The 17,904-nt window shown below is 58.7% G+C and carries 17 protein-coding genes, 1 tRNA gene and 2 rRNA genes; 6 read left to right on the plus strand and 14 right to left on the minus strand.

The genetic code is table 11. The features are described from left to right. The first annotated feature begins 15 nt into the window (after positions 1–15). Positions 16–654, plus strand: coding sequence for an imidazole glycerol phosphate synthase subunit HisH (gene hisH, locus K3J57_RS09715; RefSeq protein WP_259775584.1), 639 nt, complete (start codon positions 16–18; stop codon positions 652–654). 99 nt (positions 655–753) lie between these two features. Here the strand turns inward: hisH and K3J57_RS09720 are convergent, their stop codons facing one another. Beyond that, on the minus strand, positions 754–1,140 hold the full coding sequence (locus K3J57_RS09720) for a DUF2147 domain-containing protein (RefSeq protein ID WP_173487541.1): 387 nt from the start codon (positions 1,138–1,140) through the stop codon (positions 754–756). A 179-nt stretch (positions 1,141–1,319) separates the two neighbouring features. On the opposite strand from K3J57_RS09720, the gene hisA reads away from it, so the two are divergent. From hisA to K3J57_RS09740, 4 genes are read left to right on the plus strand one after another with little or no spacing between them, the layout of a single operon-like run. Further along, complete coding sequence (gene hisA / locus K3J57_RS09725; protein WP_055190500.1) at positions 1,320–2,045, plus strand: 1-(5-phosphoribosyl)-5-[(5-phosphoribosylamino)methylideneamino]imidazole-4-carboxamide isomerase; 726 nt, start codon at positions 1,320–1,322, stop codon at positions 2,043–2,045. A 1-nt stretch (position 2,046) separates the two neighbouring features. Next, positions 2,047–2,523 carry a DUF2867 domain-containing protein gene (locus K3J57_RS09730; protein WP_259795612.1) on the plus strand — a complete coding sequence of 159 codons (477 nt, stop codon included), beginning with the start codon at positions 2,047–2,049 and terminating at the stop codon, positions 2,521–2,523. A 30-nt stretch (positions 2,524–2,553) separates the two neighbouring features. After that, a complete protein-coding gene (hisF, locus tag K3J57_RS09735; RefSeq protein WP_259774081.1) occupies positions 2,554–3,351 on the plus strand; it encodes an imidazole glycerol phosphate synthase subunit HisF in 798 nt (265 codons plus the stop codon). Position 3,352: 1 nt separating this feature from the next. Further along, a complete protein-coding gene (locus tag K3J57_RS09740; RefSeq protein WP_259795615.1) occupies positions 3,353–3,664 on the plus strand; it encodes a phosphoribosyl-ATP diphosphatase in 312 nt (103 codons plus the stop codon). A gap of 70 nt (positions 3,665–3,734) precedes the next feature. Here K3J57_RS09740 and K3J57_RS09745 read toward each other — a convergent pair whose 3' ends face one another. The 3 genes from K3J57_RS09745 to rlmB form a co-directional block, all read right to left on the minus strand. Beyond that, positions 3,735–4,196 (minus strand): CoA-binding protein, encoded by a 462-nt coding sequence (locus tag K3J57_RS09745; protein ID WP_055189718.1) that lies wholly within the window; start codon positions 4,194–4,196, stop codon positions 3,735–3,737. A gap of 308 nt (positions 4,197–4,504) precedes the next feature. After that, positions 4,505–4,990: a YHS domain-containing (seleno)protein gene (locus K3J57_RS09750; RefSeq protein WP_259778002.1), complete on the minus strand. Its 486-nt coding sequence runs from the start codon at positions 4,988–4,990 to the stop codon at positions 4,505–4,507. A 134-nt stretch (positions 4,991–5,124) separates the two neighbouring features. Then, entirely contained in the window at positions 5,125–5,907 is a 783-nt protein-coding gene (gene rlmB / locus K3J57_RS09755; RefSeq protein ID WP_173487548.1) for a 23S rRNA (guanosine(2251)-2'-O)-methyltransferase RlmB, read from the minus strand. A 157-nt stretch (positions 5,908–6,064) separates the two neighbouring features. Here rlmB and K3J57_RS09760 point away from each other — a divergent pair. Next, positions 6,065–6,148, plus strand: a tRNA-Tyr gene (locus tag K3J57_RS09760). 242 nt (positions 6,149–6,390) lie between these two features. On the opposite strand, the gene K3J57_RS09765 is transcribed toward K3J57_RS09760, so the two are convergent. The 10 genes from K3J57_RS09765 to K3J57_RS09810 form a co-directional block, all read right to left on the minus strand. Further along, the gene (locus tag K3J57_RS09765) at positions 6,391–6,900 is read right to left on the minus strand and encodes a DUF2478 domain-containing protein (protein WP_259795620.1); all 510 of its coding nucleotides are present in this window, start codon (positions 6,898–6,900) and stop codon (positions 6,391–6,393) included. A 265-nt stretch (positions 6,901–7,165) separates the two neighbouring features. Then, positions 7,166–7,870, minus strand: a complete 705-nt coding sequence (locus K3J57_RS09770) for a NapC/NirT family cytochrome c (RefSeq protein ID WP_173487551.1) — start codon at positions 7,868–7,870, stop codon at positions 7,166–7,168. Positions 7,871–7,902: 32 nt separating this feature from the next. Next, positions 7,903–8,331, minus strand: a complete 429-nt coding sequence (locus K3J57_RS09775; protein ID WP_173487552.1) for a nitrate reductase cytochrome c-type subunit — start codon at positions 8,329–8,331, stop codon at positions 7,903–7,905. Between the two features lie 20 nt (positions 8,332–8,351). After that, positions 8,352–9,275 (minus strand): quinol dehydrogenase ferredoxin subunit NapH, encoded by a 924-nt coding sequence (gene napH, locus K3J57_RS09780; RefSeq protein ID WP_259795623.1) that lies wholly within the window; start codon positions 9,273–9,275, stop codon positions 8,352–8,354. After that, positions 9,272–10,153 carry a ferredoxin-type protein NapG gene (gene napG / locus K3J57_RS09785; RefSeq protein WP_259791190.1) on the minus strand — a complete coding sequence of 294 codons (882 nt, stop codon included), beginning with the start codon at positions 10,151–10,153 and terminating at the stop codon, positions 9,272–9,274. The genes napH and napG overlap by 4 nt, the downstream gene beginning before the upstream one ends. A 29-nt stretch (positions 10,154–10,182) precedes the next feature. Next, positions 10,183–12,678 (minus strand): nitrate reductase catalytic subunit NapA, encoded by a 2,496-nt coding sequence (napA, locus tag K3J57_RS09790; protein ID WP_259791192.1) that lies wholly within the window; start codon positions 12,676–12,678, stop codon positions 10,183–10,185. 15 nt (positions 12,679–12,693) lie between these two features. Next, the gene (locus tag K3J57_RS09795) at positions 12,694–12,963 is read right to left on the minus strand and encodes a chaperone NapD (RefSeq protein WP_173487556.1); all 270 of its coding nucleotides are present in this window, start codon (positions 12,961–12,963) and stop codon (positions 12,694–12,696) included. Then, positions 12,957–13,430, minus strand: coding sequence for a ferredoxin-type protein NapF (gene napF / locus K3J57_RS09800; RefSeq protein ID WP_259795626.1), 474 nt, complete (start codon positions 13,428–13,430; stop codon positions 12,957–12,959). The genes K3J57_RS09795 and napF overlap by 7 nt, the downstream gene beginning before the upstream one ends. A 1,061-nt stretch (positions 13,431–14,491) precedes the next feature. Beyond that, a 5S ribosomal RNA gene (gene rrf / locus K3J57_RS09805) occupies positions 14,492–14,606 on the minus strand. A gap of 119 nt (positions 14,607–14,725) precedes the next feature. Next, a 23S ribosomal RNA gene (locus K3J57_RS09810) occupies positions 14,726–17,556 on the minus strand. Between the last annotated feature and the right edge of the window lie 348 nt (positions 17,557–17,904).

Here is a 17,904-nt window from a genome sequence, read left to right on the forward strand (position 1 = left end):
AACCGGAGGACCCCCATGCGCACCGTGATCATCGACTACGACAGCGGAAACCTGCATTCGGCCGAAAAGGCGTTTCAGCGCATGGCCCGGGAACATGAGGCCGGAGAGGTGATTGTCACCTCGTCCCCCGAAGATGTGGCCCGCGCCGACCGGATTGTCCTGCCGGGCGACGGGGCCTTTCCCGCCTGCAAGCAGCAGCTTGACGATCATCGCGGCATTTTCGAAGCTATTGATGAGGCGGTGATGCGCCAGGGGCGCCCGTTCATGGGGATCTGCGTCGGCATGCAGATGCTGGCCAGTGTCAGTCGCGAATATCAAGACACCGACGGGTTTGGATGGATCCCCGGCGAGGTGGTGAAGATCACCCCGTCAGAGCCCAGCTACAAGGTGCCGCATATGGGCTGGAATGATCTGGTGATCGACACTCCGCACCCGCTGCTGAACGGGATCGAAACCGGCGCCCATGTCTATTTCGTGCATTCCTATCACATGAAAGTGGACAACCCGGCCCAGCGCCTGGCCCATTGCGATTATGCCGGGGACATCACCGCCATTGTCGGGCGTGACAATATTGTCGGCACCCAGTTCCACCCGGAGAAAAGCCAGGCCACCGGCCTGCGCATGATTGCCAATTTCCTGACCTGGAAACCCTGAGGCGCAACCGCTCTTTTCCCATGAAAAAGCGCCGGAGCAATTGCCCCGGCGCCCGTTCTCGTGAGTGTTGTCCCTGAGTGGCAGCTTTGCCTGCGTGTGTTACTTCACACGCGTCCAGGTCTGCGCCTTGCAAATGATCAAGACACAGCCCTCGACCTCCAGCTTGCTCCCCGCAAGCGTCATCTTGGATTTGTATTCCTTGCCGGTGGACGGTTGCCAGATCGTACCGTTCTTATACGCGCCACCGCCCTGGGCCTGCATACCCCAGACAAGACGTTTGCCGATATTTGGCGTGGTGATTTCGCCCGTGGCATCAAAGGCCTTGTCGATCACACCACAGATCTTGCCACCGTCACATTTCGACATCTTGATATGCGCGTAATGGCCATCATCCACCTGCGTTTTCCAGGTGCCCAGCACAGGATCCGCCAGCGCGGGTGCGCCCAGCGCAAGCCCCATCGCCGCTGCCACCAGAAGTTTCTTCATTTCTCTCTCCCTGAAACACATCTGCATTGGTTAACACGTGTTGTTTTTTCACCATCCTGACCGCGCAATTTCCCTGTGGCAACCGTGACGTGACGGGAAGCCGCGCTTGGCAAAACCGCGCGCACATGGCAAAAGCGCGGGGACATCAACCGCCAGACTGTGAATCTCAGGAGCCCGCCATGATCCTCTACCCCGCCATCGACCTGAAAGACGGCCAATGCGTGCGCCTGCTGCGCGGCGAGATGGAGGCGGCCACCGTTTTCAACGACGACCCGGCAGCCCAGGCCAAGGCCTTTGCCGATGCGGGGTGTGACTGGATCCATCTGGTGGACCTGAACGGTGCTTTTGCAGGGGAACCGGTGAACGCAAGCGCCGTGGAAAGCATTCTGGCCGCCATCAACGTCCCTGCCCAGCTGGGCGGCGGCATCCGCGATATGGCAACGATCTCGACCTGGATCGAGAAGGGTCTGTCGCGCGTGATCCTTGGAACTGTTGCCGTTGAAAACCCCGATCTGGTGCGCGAGGCCGCACGCGAATTCCCCGGCAAGGTTGCGGTGGGCATTGACGCGCGCAATGGCCGCGTGGCGACCAAAGGCTGGGCGGAAGAGACCGACGTGATGGTCACCGACCTCGCCAAATCCTTTGAAGACGCAGGCGTGGCCGCGATCATCTATACCGACATCAACCGCGATGGCGCGATGCAGGGCCCAAATGTTGAGGCCACCGCCGATCTCGCCCGCGCGGTCTCGATCCCGGTGATCGCGTCAGGTGGGGTCAGCTCACTCGACGACCTGCGCGCCTTGAAAAACTGCGGCGCGCCGTTGAACGGGGCCATCTCGGGTCGCGCGCTTTATGACGGCGCGATTGACTTGAAAGAGGCCTTGTCGGTCTTGAGAAGCGCATAATTTGGAACAAGTTCGCCTCACCCCCCTGCCCCGGACCTCAAAGCTCTGGGAGACATTCGCGAAGGGCGACTTCATCGACGGCTATGCCGTAACCAGCCCCCTTTCCGCACAAGAGGCGTTGCAAGTTGGGCTGGCCCTGCCCTCATGGGCCATGACACTTCTGAACGTCCGCAATCTCATCCTGTCCCCTTTCGGGTTCAAGACACGGATCGACGACGGCTATGCAGACAGCATCTTCCCGCTCGAATTTCAGGACGAGAACGAGGTGATCGTGGGCACGGATGACTGGCATCAGGATTTCCGCATCTCGGTCTATAAAACCAAAGACACGATCCACATGTCGACCTGGGTGCATCGCCATAACCTGGCCGGCCATATCTACCTGGCTGCGGTCATGCCATTTCATATCCTGATCGTTCGCGATGCCATGCGACGCATCGCGCGCACGACAATTGCACCTGCGGCACAAGCACAGTAGACACGAACCCGTCAAACAACCGAGGGCACCATGCTCAAGACCCGTATCATCCCCTGTCTCGACGTGGCCGAGGGCCGCACAGTGAAAGGTGTCAACTTCGTCGACCTGATCGACGCGGGCGACCCGGTGGAACAGGCGCGCGCCTATGATGCCGCCGGCGCAGACGAGCTCTGCTTTCTCGACATCAAGGCCACCCATGAAAATCGCGGCACCATGTATGACCTGGCCACCCGCACGGCCGAACAATGCTTCATGCCACTGACCATCGGCGGCGGTGTGCGCAGCCCGGGGGATGTGCGCGACCTGCTTTTGGCCGGCGCCGACAAAGTGTCGTTCAACTCCGCCGCCGTGGCCGACCCAGATGTGGTGGCAAGGTCAGCAGATCGGTTTGGATCGCAGTGTATCGTGGTGGCAATTGACGCCAAAACCATCGGCCATGATGCAAATGGGGTGCCGAACAAATGGGGCATCTTCACCCATGGCGGGCGCAAAGCGGCGCTCGACGCCGATGGCAACCCGATTGACGCCGTGGAATTTGCCCGGTTGATGGAAGCCAAGGGCGCGGGGGAAATCCTGCTCACCTCGATGGATCGCGATGGCACCAAAGCCGGGTTCAACCTGCCGCTCACCCGCGCCGTGTCAGACGCGGTGCATGTGCCGGTGATCGCCTCGGGCGGCGTGGGAAATCTCGACCACCTGGTCGAGGGCGTGACCGAAGGCGGGGCCTCGGCGGTGCTTGCCGCCTCCATCTTCCATTTCGGCGAATACACCATCCGCGAGGCCAAGGAACACATGCAGGCCGCCGGCATCGACATGAGGCTCGACTGACATGGACATTCTCAAAACACTCGAAGCCACGATCGCGGCCCGCAAATCCGCCGACCCGGACAGCTCCTGGACCGCCCGCCTCCTGTCCAAAGGCCCGGAAAAATGCGCTGAGAAATTTGGCGAAGAAGCCATCGAGGCCATCATCGCCGCCGCCAGGAACGACCGCGAAAACCTCACCTATGAGGCCGCCGACGTCCTTTATCACCTACTGGTCATGCTCGCCGCCCGTGATGTGTCTCTGGACGACGTGCTCAGCGAACTCGCCCGCCGTCAGGGCCTCTCCGGGATCGAGGAAAAAGCGTCGCGATCCTAACCCGCGCCCCCTTCTTCTTGGTCCAAATACTCCGGGGTGAGCGAGCTTGCCTCGCGAGGGGCCGCGCCCCTTACACGCTCACCTTTTGCACCTCAGCCAAAGACCGGTCGCCAAACAGGCGCGGATATTCGATCTTCGGACAGTGATCCTCGATCACCTCAACGCCCTTTGCTTCACCCGCTGCCCGCGCCCCGGCATTGAAAATCTCCAGCTGCATCCAGACCGTGCGCAGGCCGGGCAGCGCCTCCAGCGCCGCCTCGACAATCGGCCCCACGGCCTCGGACGCACGGAAAAGGTCAATCATGTCGGTTTCCGGCGGCAGGCTGCGCACATCTGCAACCACCTCTTCGCCAAACATCTCCTGTCCGGCCAGTCCGGGATTGACCCCGATCACGCGATAACCCTTCCCGGCCAGAAACGCCGCCACCCGGTGGCTGGCACGGTCCGGCTTGTTGGACAGGCCAACCAGCCCGATCACGCGGGTCGTTGCAAGGATCTGTCGAAGGCGGGCATCGGTGTCTGTCTGTGTCATGAGGCAGAGATAACATCCGCCCCCTCATATTCAACAAGCAAGATGAAAGAACGTGGCGTCGTGCTGCTTCCATCGCACGCACCCACTAACTCCGCTCTCTTCAATCCCCCCCGCCCAGACAGGAAACGAACAAAAAAAGCGCCCACAGCTCACGGTGCGGGCGCAGTTTTCGGAACGAGGGACAGTGTGATCGAAAGCAGGGTTCCGTCCCGCCTTCTGTTCAAGACATAAGTTCTGTCGCGGCGGGTTAAAGCCCTTCACACGCGGCTGTGATCCGCTGCGAGCGCGGGCTTTCCGAAAACAAGATATCAGCCGTCCAGAATGCCCGGCCAGTTGGCATTGCCCTTGGCCACATTTCCCGGCACATCCTGGAGCCACAGCTCCCGCGCGCGCAGGCTGAAATTCAGGTAAAGCTTGTCTTCAAACACGGTCCAGGCTTCGGGCACGGTCGGGGCAAGATACCCCTTGCTGGCCGCATAGGCGCAGTAGCCCCCGAATTGCGGGGCGTATGTCTCGGGACTGGCGACAAACATATCGCGGGTTTCAGCCGACGAAAACAGCACCCTGGCCCCTTGATACTCGGCCGAAAACGCCTCATTTCCCGGTGTGGGGGCGCCTTTGGTAAAATAGGCAACGGGGTCGTGCCCATCCCAGGCAATGCCCGCTTCGTTATAAACAGGATCGCTTGCGGCCAGCGCAGGGCGGGTGAGGACAAGACCGGCAAAAGGGGCGGTTGCAAAACCGGCCAGAACAGCGCGGCGCGAGAGGGCGCGAGAGAGGGGGAATGTGGACATGAGGGTCTCCTTTCGCCTCATAACCTGCCCTCTCACGATCCGTTTTTCACCCCACCTCACCGGAATGTCAGGAGAAGTTGATCCGCAGACTGTCACCAGCCTGCGGCGACGCCGCCCTCAGGCAACCGCCTGTCTCAGCGCGAGCTGCGGGTGGCGTAAAGCGCCACCGCTGCGGCGTTGGAAACATTGAGCGAGCCGAACTCGCGCGCAAAGGGGATCTTGACCAGCTGGTCACAGGTCGCCTTTGTCTTCTCGCGCAGCCCCGGCCCTTCGGCCCCCAGCACCAGCGCCACGGGACGGTTGGGGAAATTGCCCAGCGCGGTCTCGATCGTGTCCTCGGCCTCACCATCCAGGCCCAGCACCACATAGCCCATCGCCCTGAGTTCCTCCATCGCCTCGGCAAGGTTGCGAATGCGCAGATAGGGCTGACGCTCCAGCGCGCCTGAGGCGGTTTTCGCCAGCGCCCCGGTTTCCGGCGCAGAACCGCGGGCCGTGCCCACAACCGCATTGGCCCCGAACACTTCGGCAGAGCGCAAGATAGCCCCCACATTATGCGGATCTGTCACCCGGTCGAGCAACACCATGATCGGCTGCCCCTCGCCCGCATCCACGGCGCGATCCGCGAGGCTGCCCCATTTCAGGGGTTTCACCTCAAGGGCTGCCCCCTGATGCACCGATTGCGGGTCAAGCACATTGGGAAACTTGCGCGGATCCACCATTTCCGGTGTGATTCCACTTTCCCCAATCGCCTCGGCCAGCTTGTCATGCGCATTTTTGGTCACGATCAGGCGCAGCTTTTCGCGCTTCGGGTTCACCAGCGCATCACGCACCGCATGCAGGCCAAACAGCCAGACGGTTTCCGCCTCGGCCACGCGCTTGGCTTTCTCTTTCTGAACCACCCATTTTGGTTTTTTCATGACCTGTTTGTCCCTGATCGCCCTTAAAAACAACGAGACCCGGACAATGCGTCCAATGGCGCGCAGAGACAAGTCAATTTCCTTTGTTTTTCCGCTTGACCCCCGCAGTGTGGCGGTTTAATCAGCCCCCATTCCAGCGCTCTGGCGCAAAGGAAGTGGGCGACAGGCCGCAAGGTGTGGCAGGGGACTGTAACTCCCTCGCGGAGACGCACGCTTGGTTCGATTCCAAGGTCGCCCACCACTTCCCCTCCTCAGATCATATCGGTGCGATCATACGGGCCTTTCCGGATGAACCCTGTTTCTGCGTAAAGGGCCGATTTGAATGACGCAGGAGTTCTGCGCCCCGAAACCAGCCCCCTCCCGTAAAATCGCCGCCGAAATGTCGACGAAGCAGCGACGCCCAACAGGCGCGCCTGCTATCTTCCCAAAAGATAATCCAAAGGTCGCGGACCGCCATATGCGCACGCCAAGGGACCCGCCTGTCTACGCCCCTTTGGTGGCCTGGTTGAGCCACTCCATGATCACATCGGCCTCTGCGGTCAATTCCTGCGCTTCGCATCCGCAAAAGGCCTCAAAGGCGTCACGGTTGAGCTTGTTGACCCCGACCAGCACCGGGATGTCCTGGGCAAGTGCCGTGGCGATGGCGGAGCGAAAACCGCGCCCTTCGGCCTCATGTTTGCCGAACTTGTTGACCAGCAACAGATCCGCCCCCTGCGCCAGCGCGGCCTCGGTATCGGCAACCGCGCCCTCAAGCGCATCCGTATCCAGTCGGCAGCCCCGCGCGCCCACACCGCGATCTTCCGAAATGCGGATCAGCGGCCCGTCAGGCAGCACTTTCACATCCATGTCGCATTTGCGATCTTCACCCCGGTCCGTATCAATCTGAACGGTGCCGATCACCCGCAGCCTGCGGGCGATAAGCGCCTCGGCGATCTCGGCAAGCAGCGCATTGGTTTCGCCGCGCCCCGGTGCGATGGTGAAGGCAAGTTTCATCTCGGTCTCCTGATCCGGTCCTGATCTGGTTCTGGCATGTTTCTGGCATGTTTCTGGCCGCTTGTAGGCGAGGCAGCGGCGCACGGCCTTGAGCGGTGTCAAGAGCACGTGGTTTTTTCCACCCCGGCCTCCCCGCCCCCCCTCATCTGAAAGCGTTTTCACATCACGCAGCCTCAACAGAATATGGAAACACTTTCACGAAAAAGGGCCAAGCAAAAGCCCGGCCCAGTGTCTGCTCGTTTTAGTGAAACCGCAGGTGAAATGCTCAGTTCCCTGAGGTCAGGTAGCCCTCGATCTCACCTTTTGCATCGGCCACGGTGCGCCCGGAAGGCAGCGGCAATTCGCCAGCAGCAGCCATCTGATCGACCACTTGCTCATACCGTTCCTGCCAGCCTTCGGGCAGCTCATGCGCGATGCCCTGGTGACAGTCGATGCAGGTCTTGCCTTCGTCCAGCGCAACCTGGTGGTTGTCGGCGGCGCGGTTTTCCTGAACCGTGAAGTCCATGTAGTCGAAATTGTGACAGTTGCGGCATTCCTGCGAGTCGGTGGATTTCATCCGGCGCCATTCATTGGCGGCCAGTTCAATCCGGTGATCCTCGAATTTCTCGCGGGTCCAGATCGATTTCGAGATGAAGTGACCGTAGAGCTCTTTGGTGGCCTTGATCTTGCGGATGATCTTCGGACCCCAATCCTTGGGCACGTGACAATCCGGGCAGGTGGCCCGAACGCCCGAGCGGTTGGACTGGTGGATCGAGCCCTGATATTCGGCGAAGGCGTTGTTTTCCATCTCGTGGCACGAGATACAGAACTCTTCCTTGTTGGTCATCTCAAGCGCCCAGTGGAAGCCCCCCCAGAACACCACCCCGGCGATAAAGCCAGAGACCAGAAGCGCCCCCAGAGAGATCGCGCCGGTCGGCGTCCAGAACCAGTTCCAAAGGCGGCGGATGAAGCCGGGATTTGCATCAGACATATCTGTTATCCTTTCCCTTGCACATCTCCGCCTCAGTTAGAGGCTTCAAAGGTGTTTTCCACCAGCGCAGGCGCATCCACCTGCGGCACGTGGCACTGGTTGCAGAACCAGCGGGTGCCAGCCACGACATCCAGCTGGTTGCCAGCGCGATCCTGATAGTGGGTCATCGACAGGGTCGGTGCGTTGCGCTCGCCTGCATTGGTCCAGTCATGGCAGGACAGGCAGCGGTTCGCCTTCAGGTCGATCTGGTATTTCTCGATCGAATGCGGAATGAGCGGCGGCTGCTGGCGATAGTTCCGGGTGAACCGGTCCTTGTCCTGGTGGAAGACGTCTTCAACGGCCACAGGCTCGTCGACGCCGGCACCACGCAGGGTCTGAACGCCACCCGCGTTCTGTGCCCAGACGGCACTGGCCAAAAGCGTCGGGACGACGATGGCGCTGATCAAAAGTTGCTTTCTCATTGGGCTACTCCCGTGTTTAGTCAGGCCGCGCGACTGGCCTCGGGTTGACGTTTGGTATTCCGGCGCACCGCGCGGGCTGGCGCGGAGGTTTCATCGAACCGGGTGGTGAACTTGAAGACATCCGGTGCGCAGACGTCGATGCAACGTCCACAATTGGTGCAGTCGGATGACAGGATGATCGGGGTGTCTTCCTCGGCGCCGCGCAGCGCCGGGGTGATAACATGCATTTCCGGGCAGACGGCAAAACAATCCATGCAATCGTCGCATTCGGCCCGTTTGGTGGCGCTGACCCGCAGCACGGATCCCTTGCCCAGAAGACCGTAAAAGGCCCCTACCGGGCACAGATGCCCACACCAGCCCCGCCGTGACACGGCGAAGTCGAAGATGAACACCGCAAGGACAAAGGTCCAGGCAAAGCCCATGCCGAAGATCAGGCCGCGATGCAGCATCGAGATCGGGTTGACGAATTCCCACGCAATGGTGCCGGTCAGGGCGGACACGGCCAGAACCATGCCCAGAACCCAGTAACGGGTGTTGCGCTTGGGCTGCCAGCCTTTGGCAAAGCCCAGTTTGTCGTGCAGCCAATGGGCGCCATCGGTCACCGGGTTGATCGGGCAGACCCAGCTGCAATAGACCCGCCCGCCGATCAGCGCATAGGCCATGGCGACAATCACCGCGCCGATGATGGCGGTCATCTCCGGCCAGTGCAGCGCCACCAGGCCCTGCAACAGCACAAAGGGGTCGGTCAACGGCAGGATATCAAAGGTCAGCGACCCGGCCAGATTGCCTTTCACCCACCAGATGCCAGCCCAGGGGCCAAGCAGGAAAATCCCAAGGAAAAACAACTGGCTGAGGCGGCGCAGGATCAGGAACTGATGTGCTTTCCACCAGCCCTTTTCGTCGATGGCTTCGCGGCCGACAGGAAGTGCGGTCTTGTCGCTCATTGCCCTGTCCCCCCAGTTCCGGGAAGTGAGAAGGACGGGGTAAAGCCCCCGTCCATATTCGGGTCCGGCATGCCTTCAAACAGGCTGGCCTCGGGCAGGTATCCCCCCGGCGCCACAAGGTTGTCCGTGCCCGGTCCGGGCAGGCGGTCCGGCAGGTCGATCAGTTCGTCTACCAGCGGGTTGCGATCTTCCCAACCCAGCTTGTAATGGTCTGCGGCCTCGGCAGTGGCGACCCGGATCGGCAGCACCTTGATGGCGCTTTCCCCCGGCAGCACACAGGATTTTTCGCATTTGCCGCAGCCGGTGCAATGATCGGAATGCACCACGGGCATGAAAATCGCATGGTGGCCGGAGCGTTCATTGTGGCGGCGTTCCAGCGTGATCGCCTCGTCAATCACAGGGCAGACGCGGTAACAGACGTCGCAACGCAGGCCGAGCGCGTTCAGGCACCGCTCTTCGTCGATCAGGACGGCCAGGCCCATACGGGCGTCGTCAATATTGGTCAGGGAGTGATCCAGCGCGCCGGTTGGGCAGGCGACCACACAGGGAATATCATCACACATTTCGCAGGGCACATCCCGCGCGGTGAAAAACGGCGTGCCGGTCGCCGGGCCATCAATACCCAGTTCGGCAAGCACAAGCGTATCATAGGGGCAATCGCGCACGCAAAGCCCACAGCGGATGCAGGCCGCCAGAAAACCCTCTTCAGGCAGCGCCCCCGGCGGGCGAATGGCCTGTGCAGGCAAAGCCCGCGCATCCGTGGCCAGTTTGGTGATGGCCATGCCCGCCACAGCGCACGCCCCCGCCGCCCGTGCCGCATCCTGAAGGAAGCGGCGCCGGTTCGGCGATTTGGGGTTGCGGTTGGAGGCGGCGGACATGGGTTTGGTTTCCGTAGTATCGTTACAGGTTAAGCGCGTTCGACTTTACAGGCGCATTTCTTGAAGTCGGTTTCTTTCGAAATCGGGCAAGTTGCGTCGAGGGTCAGCTTGTTGATCAGCTGGCCTTCATCGAACCACGGCACGAAGACCGAGCCACGCGGCGGTTTGTTCCGACCACGGGTTTCGACCCGCGAGGCCATCTCGCCGCGTTTCGAAGAGATCACGATCTCCTGTCCGCGCCGCAGACCACGTTCCTTGGCGTCTTCCGGGTGCATGAACACCACGGCGGACGGGAAGGAGCGGTGCAGCTCGGGCACGCGACGGGTCATCGAACCAGAGTGCCAGTGTTCCAGCACACGGCCGGTGATCAGCCACAGGTCAAACTCTTCATCCGGGCTTTCCGCAGGCGCTTCATAGGGGGCGAAGATGATGTTCGCCTTGCCATCGGGCTTGCCGTAGAACTCCACGCCGGCGCCTTCTTTCACGTAAGGGTCATAGCCTTCGCGGAAGCGGTAGAGCGTTTCCTTGCCGTCAACCACCGGCCAGCGCAGGCCGCGGGCCTGGTGGTAGGTGTCGAAATCCGCCAGGTCATGCGCCTTGCCGCGCCCGAAATCGGCATATTCCTCGAACAGGCCTTTCTGGACGTAGAAGCCGAATTCCTTCGATTCCTGGTTGTTGAACCCATCAGCGGTCTGCGACACGGGGTATTTGTTGACCTTGCCGTTTTCATAAAGGATCTCGAACAGGGTCTTACCGCGATATTCCGGCATCTGGGCGAGCAGCTCTTCCGGCCAGACTTCTTCGGCCTTGAAGCGTTTGGAGAATTCCATCACCTGCCAGACATCCGAGCGCGCTTCGCCCGGCGCATCCACCTGCTGACGCCAGAATTGGGTGCGGCGTTCAGCGTTACCATAGGCGCCTTCCTTCTCAACCCACATGGCGGTGGGCAGAATGAGGTCGGCGGCCAGCGCGGTCACGGTCGGGTACGGGTCGGACACGGTGATGAAGTTTTCCGGGTTGCGATAGCCCGGATAGCCTTCTTCGTTCATGTTCGGGGCCGCTTGCAGGTTGTTCGTGCACTGCACCCAGTGACAGTTCAGATCCCCGTCTTTCAGTTTGCGGTGCTGCAGCACGGCGTGAAAGCCCGGTTTGGCGGGAATGGTGCCTTTCGGGAGTTTCCATTTCTCTTCCGCAAAATCACGGTGCGCCTCTTTCATGACCACCATGTCGGCGGGCAGACGGTGGGCGAAGGTGCCAACCTCACGCGCGGTGCCACAGGCCGACGGCTGACCGGTCAGCGAGAAGGGCGAGTTGCCCGGCTCTGCGATTTTGCCCACCAGAAGGTGCACGTTATACATCAGCGAGTTCACCCAGGAACCGCGGGTGTGCTGGTTGAAGCCCATGGTCCAGAGCGACATCACCTTCCGGTTCGGATCGGCATATTGCTTGGCCAGCTGTTCCAGCTTGGCGGCCGGCACACCGGAGAGTTCCGACACATATTCAAGGGTATAAGGGGCAACCGCCTCTTTATACTCTTCAAAGGTCATATCCGACAGTTTGCCGTGCTTGCCATCATGGGCCGGGTTGGCAGCTGCCTGTTCCAGCTCGTGGGTCGGACGCAGGCCGTAACCGATATCCGTGGCGGTGCGTTTGAAATGGGTGTGTTTTTCAACAAAGTCCCAGTTCACCGCATCATTCTGGATGATGTAGTTGGCGATGTAGTTCAGGATCGCCAGGTCGGTTTGCGGCTCGAAGATCATGCCATTGTCGGCCAGTTCGAACGAGCGGTGCTCAAAAGTCGACAGAACATGCACCTCAGCGCCCGGTTTGGTCAGGCGGGTGTCGGTCAGACGCGACCACAGGATCGGGTGCATCTCAGCCATGTTCGAGCCCCAGAGCACGAAGGTATCGGCATGTTCAAGGTCGTCATAGCAGCCCATCGGCTCATCAATGCCGAAGGTGCGCATGAAACCGGCCACGGCCGAGGCCATACAGTGACGGGCGTTCGGGTCGATGTTGTTCGAGCGCAGGCCAGCCTTCATGAACTTGGCGGCGGCATAGCCTTCCCAGACGGTCCATTGGCCCGAGCCGAACATGGACACAGCGGTCGGGCCTTTCTTGGCCAGCGCGTCTTTCCATTTCTCGGCCATGATGTCGAAGGCTTCGTCCCAGCTGACCGGTTCGAAATCGCCATTCTTGTCGAAAACACCGTTCGACTTGCGCAGAAGCGGCGTGGTCAGGCGGTCTTTGCCGTACATGATCTTGGACAGGAAATAGCCCTTGATGCAGTTCAACCCGCGGTTCACCGGGGCTTCCGGGTCACCTTGGGTGGCGACAACTTTGCCGTCTTTCACACCGACCAGAACCGAGCAGCCCGTGCCGCAGAAGCGGCAGGCAGCTTTGTCCCAACGGATGTCGGGCTTGCGCACCTGGGCGGCGGCCGTTTCCGGCAGGGTGATACCAGCGGCCGACGCGGTTGCGGCAGCGGCACTGGCTTTAAGGAATGTGCGGCGGGACGTGGTCATGATGGGTCTCCCGTTTCAGTGTTTGGTCGGCGAAGAACCCTCGACATCCTCGTCGAGCTCTTCGAAGTGATGATAGGTGAGCGTGACAGTGATCACGCCCGGGATCTGGTGCATCTCCATGATCTGGTCTGATGCGCGCATCTCGGATGTATCTTCGACGGTCACAACAATGCGTCCGTCTTCATGGGCATGAACTTCGCCGCCCTCTGTGGCATCAATGGCCGCCATGACCTCTTGGGTCTTGTCGGGCATCGTATGCACCAGGCAGCCGCAGATATTCAGCATGGGCGGGCCTCCGGTTGGGGTTGGATTTGGATGAATTCAATGGCGCCTACCGGGCATGGGGCAACACAGCCGCCACAGCCATTGCAGGCATCAAGATCAAACTGCGGCTGAGCGGATCCACCCAGTTGCAGTTGGAAACGAATGGCGCCCTGATCGCAATGATCCTGACAGGCGCGACACATCACGCCATTCATCGACATGCAGGACGCAGATGCGCTGACCCGCCAGGGAAATGCATGATCCGCGCTCAGTGCTGCCGGTTCACAGGCATCGATGCAGGCATTGCAGAAGGTGCAGGCCCCGCGCGAGAAATCCAGTGCAGGCAGCCCCTGTTTGTCACGCAGGATGATCCCCTCGGGGCAGGCGCGCGCGCAATCACCGCACTGGGTGCAGCTGTCATGAAAGGCGATTTCACCCGCAGCCCCCGGCGGGCGCTGGTGCTGGATCTCGTGGATCTTGCCTCTCAAAAGGGCGCGTCTTGAAGGGGTTGCGTTCAACGGAGTGCTCGCTGTTTCTGGCTGGCTGTTCAACTGATAACGCGGTCGTGAGCGCGACCAATTGACCTAAATCAAAGTTTTTTGACGATGCCTTTAAACTGAGGGCTCTCCAGATAAAGCTAAAGTTTTGAATGTGTTACGCATCTATTTGTAACATCATGCAAAGAAACGATAAAAACTGTCATGACCTGTCACATATTGTCGCGCCCCCTTGCCAGAGGGGGTGTTAAATATTTTTTCCAAGGCGACGTTTTCTTGGGGATATCCGGGTGAGGCAACCGGTTTTTCCGGCATGCAAAAGCATGCATTTGCACAAATCAACTTGAGCGGTCTCGAATCCCGTTTGCCACCTTATGGCACAGATTTTCCAAAGCACTGCGGGCAGTTACAGCACCAAACCGAACAGGCAGGTCGAAGTGTCTCAACCTGCCCCCCCAGATGCGATTGCGGCTTTGGGCCCAGCGGCCGATGTCGATGCCCCCCCGATCGTTCAGGTGATGCTTTGAACACGCAGACAGCATTACGTCATCCGCCATCACTTTCGGGCGCCGATCACACGGCTGGCGACGGGCATTCGCTCCCCTGCCCCAGTCTATTTCCTTGATTATATCGACCGATACCCTGCGCCTGACAATCCCGTCACTTTCACGCATCAACGCCGACACCGATCACCCATCTGCGCCGATCCCGTTCTCATTCACAGCACTCCCCCAGGCCGTTTGCGTTACGAGGCGGCGGCGCGGTTTTTTGACACCCCGCATCTGGTGGAGTTTGCCAGGGAGCGGGTGGAGATTGTAGTTGGCGTGGTGGAGGAGAGCGCGGGTGGGCAGCCGGTAGGAGTTCTAGCACGATTCAACGAACACTTCTCTCGTCCAACTTCAGCAATAACTGCCTCGGGGATTGCGCCTACGCTCTTCCCATATATATTTTGTATTTTTTGTGTTTTTGACATCAAAACGCCCCTCGCAATTGTGCGAAGGGCGTTTTTGTTTTGTTTGATCGTTATGAGAGAATGTTTGGATTTTTACTAGGTTTGGCGGTGACCTACTCTCCCACGTCTTAAGACGCAGTACCATTGGCGCGACAGTGCTTAACGGCCGGGTTCGGGATGGGACCGGGTGTTTCACTTGTGCTATGACCACCAAACCGAGTAAAAATCCAATTTTGTCCAAGTCAGTACACTTTTGTGTATGCTTTTGATTTATCAGTAAGATGCGCTATCGCTTTGCTACTTGAGCGCTGCGTAGGTTTGCTTTCTACTGGATCAAATCAAGCCTATCGGACCATTAGTACCGGTCAACTGAGCATGTTACCATGCTTACATCTCCGGCCTATCGACGTGGTAGTCTTCCACGGTCCTCAGGGATACCTTGTTTTGAGGGGGGCTTCCCGCTTAGATGCCTTCAGCGGTTATCCTTTCCGATCATAGCTACCCAGCACTGCCGTTGGCACGACAACTGGTCCACCAGTGGATCGTTCACCCCGGTCCTCTCGTACTAGGGGCAACTCCTCTCAAGTATCCTACACCCACGGCAGATAGGGACCGAACTGTCTCACGACGTTCTAAACCCAGCTCACGTACCTCTTTAAATGGCGAACAGCCATACCCTTGGGACCTGCTCCAGCCCCAGGATGAGATGAGCCGACATCGAGGTGCCAAACACTGCCGTCGATATGGACTCTTGGGCAGTATCAGCCTGTTATCCCCGGCGTACCTTTTATCCGTTGAGCGATGGCCCTTCCACTCGGGACCACCGGATCACTATGGCCGTCTTTCGACTCTGCTCGACTTGTCAGTCTCGCAGTCAGGCTGGCTTCTGCCATTGCACTCAACGAGCGATTTCCGACCGCTCTGAGCCAACCTTCGCGCGCCTCCGTTACGCTTTAGGAGGCGACCGCCCCAGTCAAACTACCCACCACGCAGGGTCCCGGATCCGGATAACGGACCGCGGTTAGACATCAAGCAGAACAAGGGTGGTATCTCAAAGGAGGCTCCACAGGAACTGGCGTCCCTGCTTCGAAGCCCACCACCTATTCTGCACATGTTGTGCCTGATGCCAGTGCGAAGCTGTAGTAAAGGTGCACGGGGTCTTTCCGTCTAACCGCGGGAAGCCTGCATCTTGACAGGCAATTCAATTTCGCTGAGTCGATGTTGGAGACAGCGGGGAAGTCGTTACGCCATTCGTGCAGGTCGGAACTTACCCGACAAGGAATTTCGCTACCTTAGGACCGTTATAGTTACGGCCGCCGTTTACCGGGGCTTCAATTCGGTGCTTGCACACCTCCTTTTAACCTTCCGGCACCGGGCAGGCGTCAGACCCTATACGTCGTCTTGCGACTTCGCAGAGCCCTGTGTTTTTAGTAAACAGTCGCCACCCCCTGGTTTGTGCCCCCAGTCAATACTTGCGTAGAAACTGGGCCTCCTTCTCGCGAACTTACGGAGGTATTTTGCCGAGTTCCTTCAACATCGTTCTCTCAAGCGCCTTGGTATACTCTACCTATCCACCTGTGTCGGTTTAGGGTACGGTCTCATGAAGGGCTATTTCCAGGAACCTCTAAGCTGCCCATTCAATCCAATAAGGATGAACAACCTTCGAGATCCGTCACTTCCTTCTGGCCCAGGAATATTAACCTGGTTCCCATCGGCTACGCCTTTCGGCCTCGCCTTAGGGGCCGGCTTACCCTGCTCAGATTAGCTTTAAGCAGGAACCCTTGGATTTTCGGCGAGGGGGTCTCTCACCCCCTTTGTCGCTACTCATGTCATCATTCTCGCTAGTGATCTCTCCACCGGATCCCTCACAGGCCGGCTTCACTGAAAGCTCCGATCCTCCAATGACCCCGAAGGATCTAAGGAGGAATGGAACTATGTCACACTACGCTCTGCTACCGCGTGCATAAATGCACACCCTAAGCTTCGGCTCATGGCTTGAGCCCCGGTACATCTTCGCCGCAAGACAACTTATTTAGACCAGTGAGCTGTTACGCTATCTTTAAAGGATGGCTGCTTCTAAGCCAACCTCCTGGTTGTTTTGGTCGTCTCACCTGCTTTCCCACTTAGCCATGAATTAGGGGCCTTAGCTGTAGGTCAGGGTTGTTTCCCTCTCCACAACGGACGTTAGCATCCGCTGTGTGTCTGCCATATAGTACTTCCCGGTATTCGGAGTTTGATTAGGATCAGTAAGGCTGTGGGCCCCCATTACCCATTCAGTGCTCTACCCCCGGGAGTATTCGTATGACGCTCTACCTAAATAGATTTCGCAGAGAACCAGCTATCTCCGAGTTTGATTGGCCTTTCACCCCTAGGCACAGCTCATCCCGATCTTTTTCAACAGATGTGGGTTCGGTCCTCCAGTGCGTGTTACCGCACCTTCAACCTGGCCATGCCTAGATCACTCGGTTTCGGGTCTGATCCACCTAACTCATTCGCCCTATTAAGACTCGCTTTCGCTACGCCTACACCTAACGGCTTAAGCTTGCTAGATAGACCAAGTCGATGACCCATTATACAAAAGGTACGCCGTCAGCCCGCAAGGGGCCTCCGACTGATTGTAGGCGTTCGGTTTCAGGTACTGTTTCACTCCCCTCGTCGGGGTGCTTTTCACCTTTCCCTCACGGTACTGGTTCGCTATCGGTCAGTAAGGAGTACTTAGCCTTCGAAGGTGGTCCTCCGATCTTCAGACAGAATTTCACGTGTTCCGCCCTACTTAATACGTCCCATCATGCTTCATATACGGGGCTGTCACCCACTCTGGCTGGCCTTTCCAGACCATTCTATCCACACTCAAGGCTCGGCTGGTCCCCGTTCGCTCGCCGCTACTAGGGGAGTATCAATTGATTTCCTTTCCTCCGGGTACTTAGATGTTTCAGTTCCCCGGGTTTGCTCTTAAAACCCTATGTATTCAGGTCTTAAGTCCCTGTTTCAGAACACTATAAATAACCGAAGTTATTATAATGAACTGTCAGGTGGGTTCCCCCATTCGGAGATCGATGGCTATTACGGCTATTCTCGCCTTACCATCGCTTATCGCAGAGTATCACGTCCTTCATCGCCTCTTACTGCCAAGGCATTCACCAAACGCCCTTCTCGCGCTTGATTTGATCCAGAAGAAGACAGACCTTTTGTTCATCTGACTTCCTATCCCTGACGGGACAATCCGGATCAAAAGCATACTTTCCCGCGCTCTTTGAGTGTCCTACCGCCTTGCGGCTACTTGAGGACGATTTGGCGATTGATGTCGGTCAATCACCAAGATCAAAGAGCACATTAGATCTGATCTCTCAGATCTGGTTAGTGTACTTGACTTGGACAACACTATCGTTTCAGCAGCGATATCGAAGAAGGTCCGAGGAAAAGGACCCAATCCAACCGCCTCCCGAAGGAAGAACCGCTGAGGCAACCACCCACTTGTGGCACCAACAGTGTTGTTTATTGTATTCTCTCTAT

It is taken from the genome of Aliiroseovarius crassostreae (assembly GCF_025137635.1).
GTDB lineage: Bacteria > Pseudomonadota > Alphaproteobacteria > Rhodobacterales > Rhodobacteraceae > Aliiroseovarius > Aliiroseovarius crassostreae.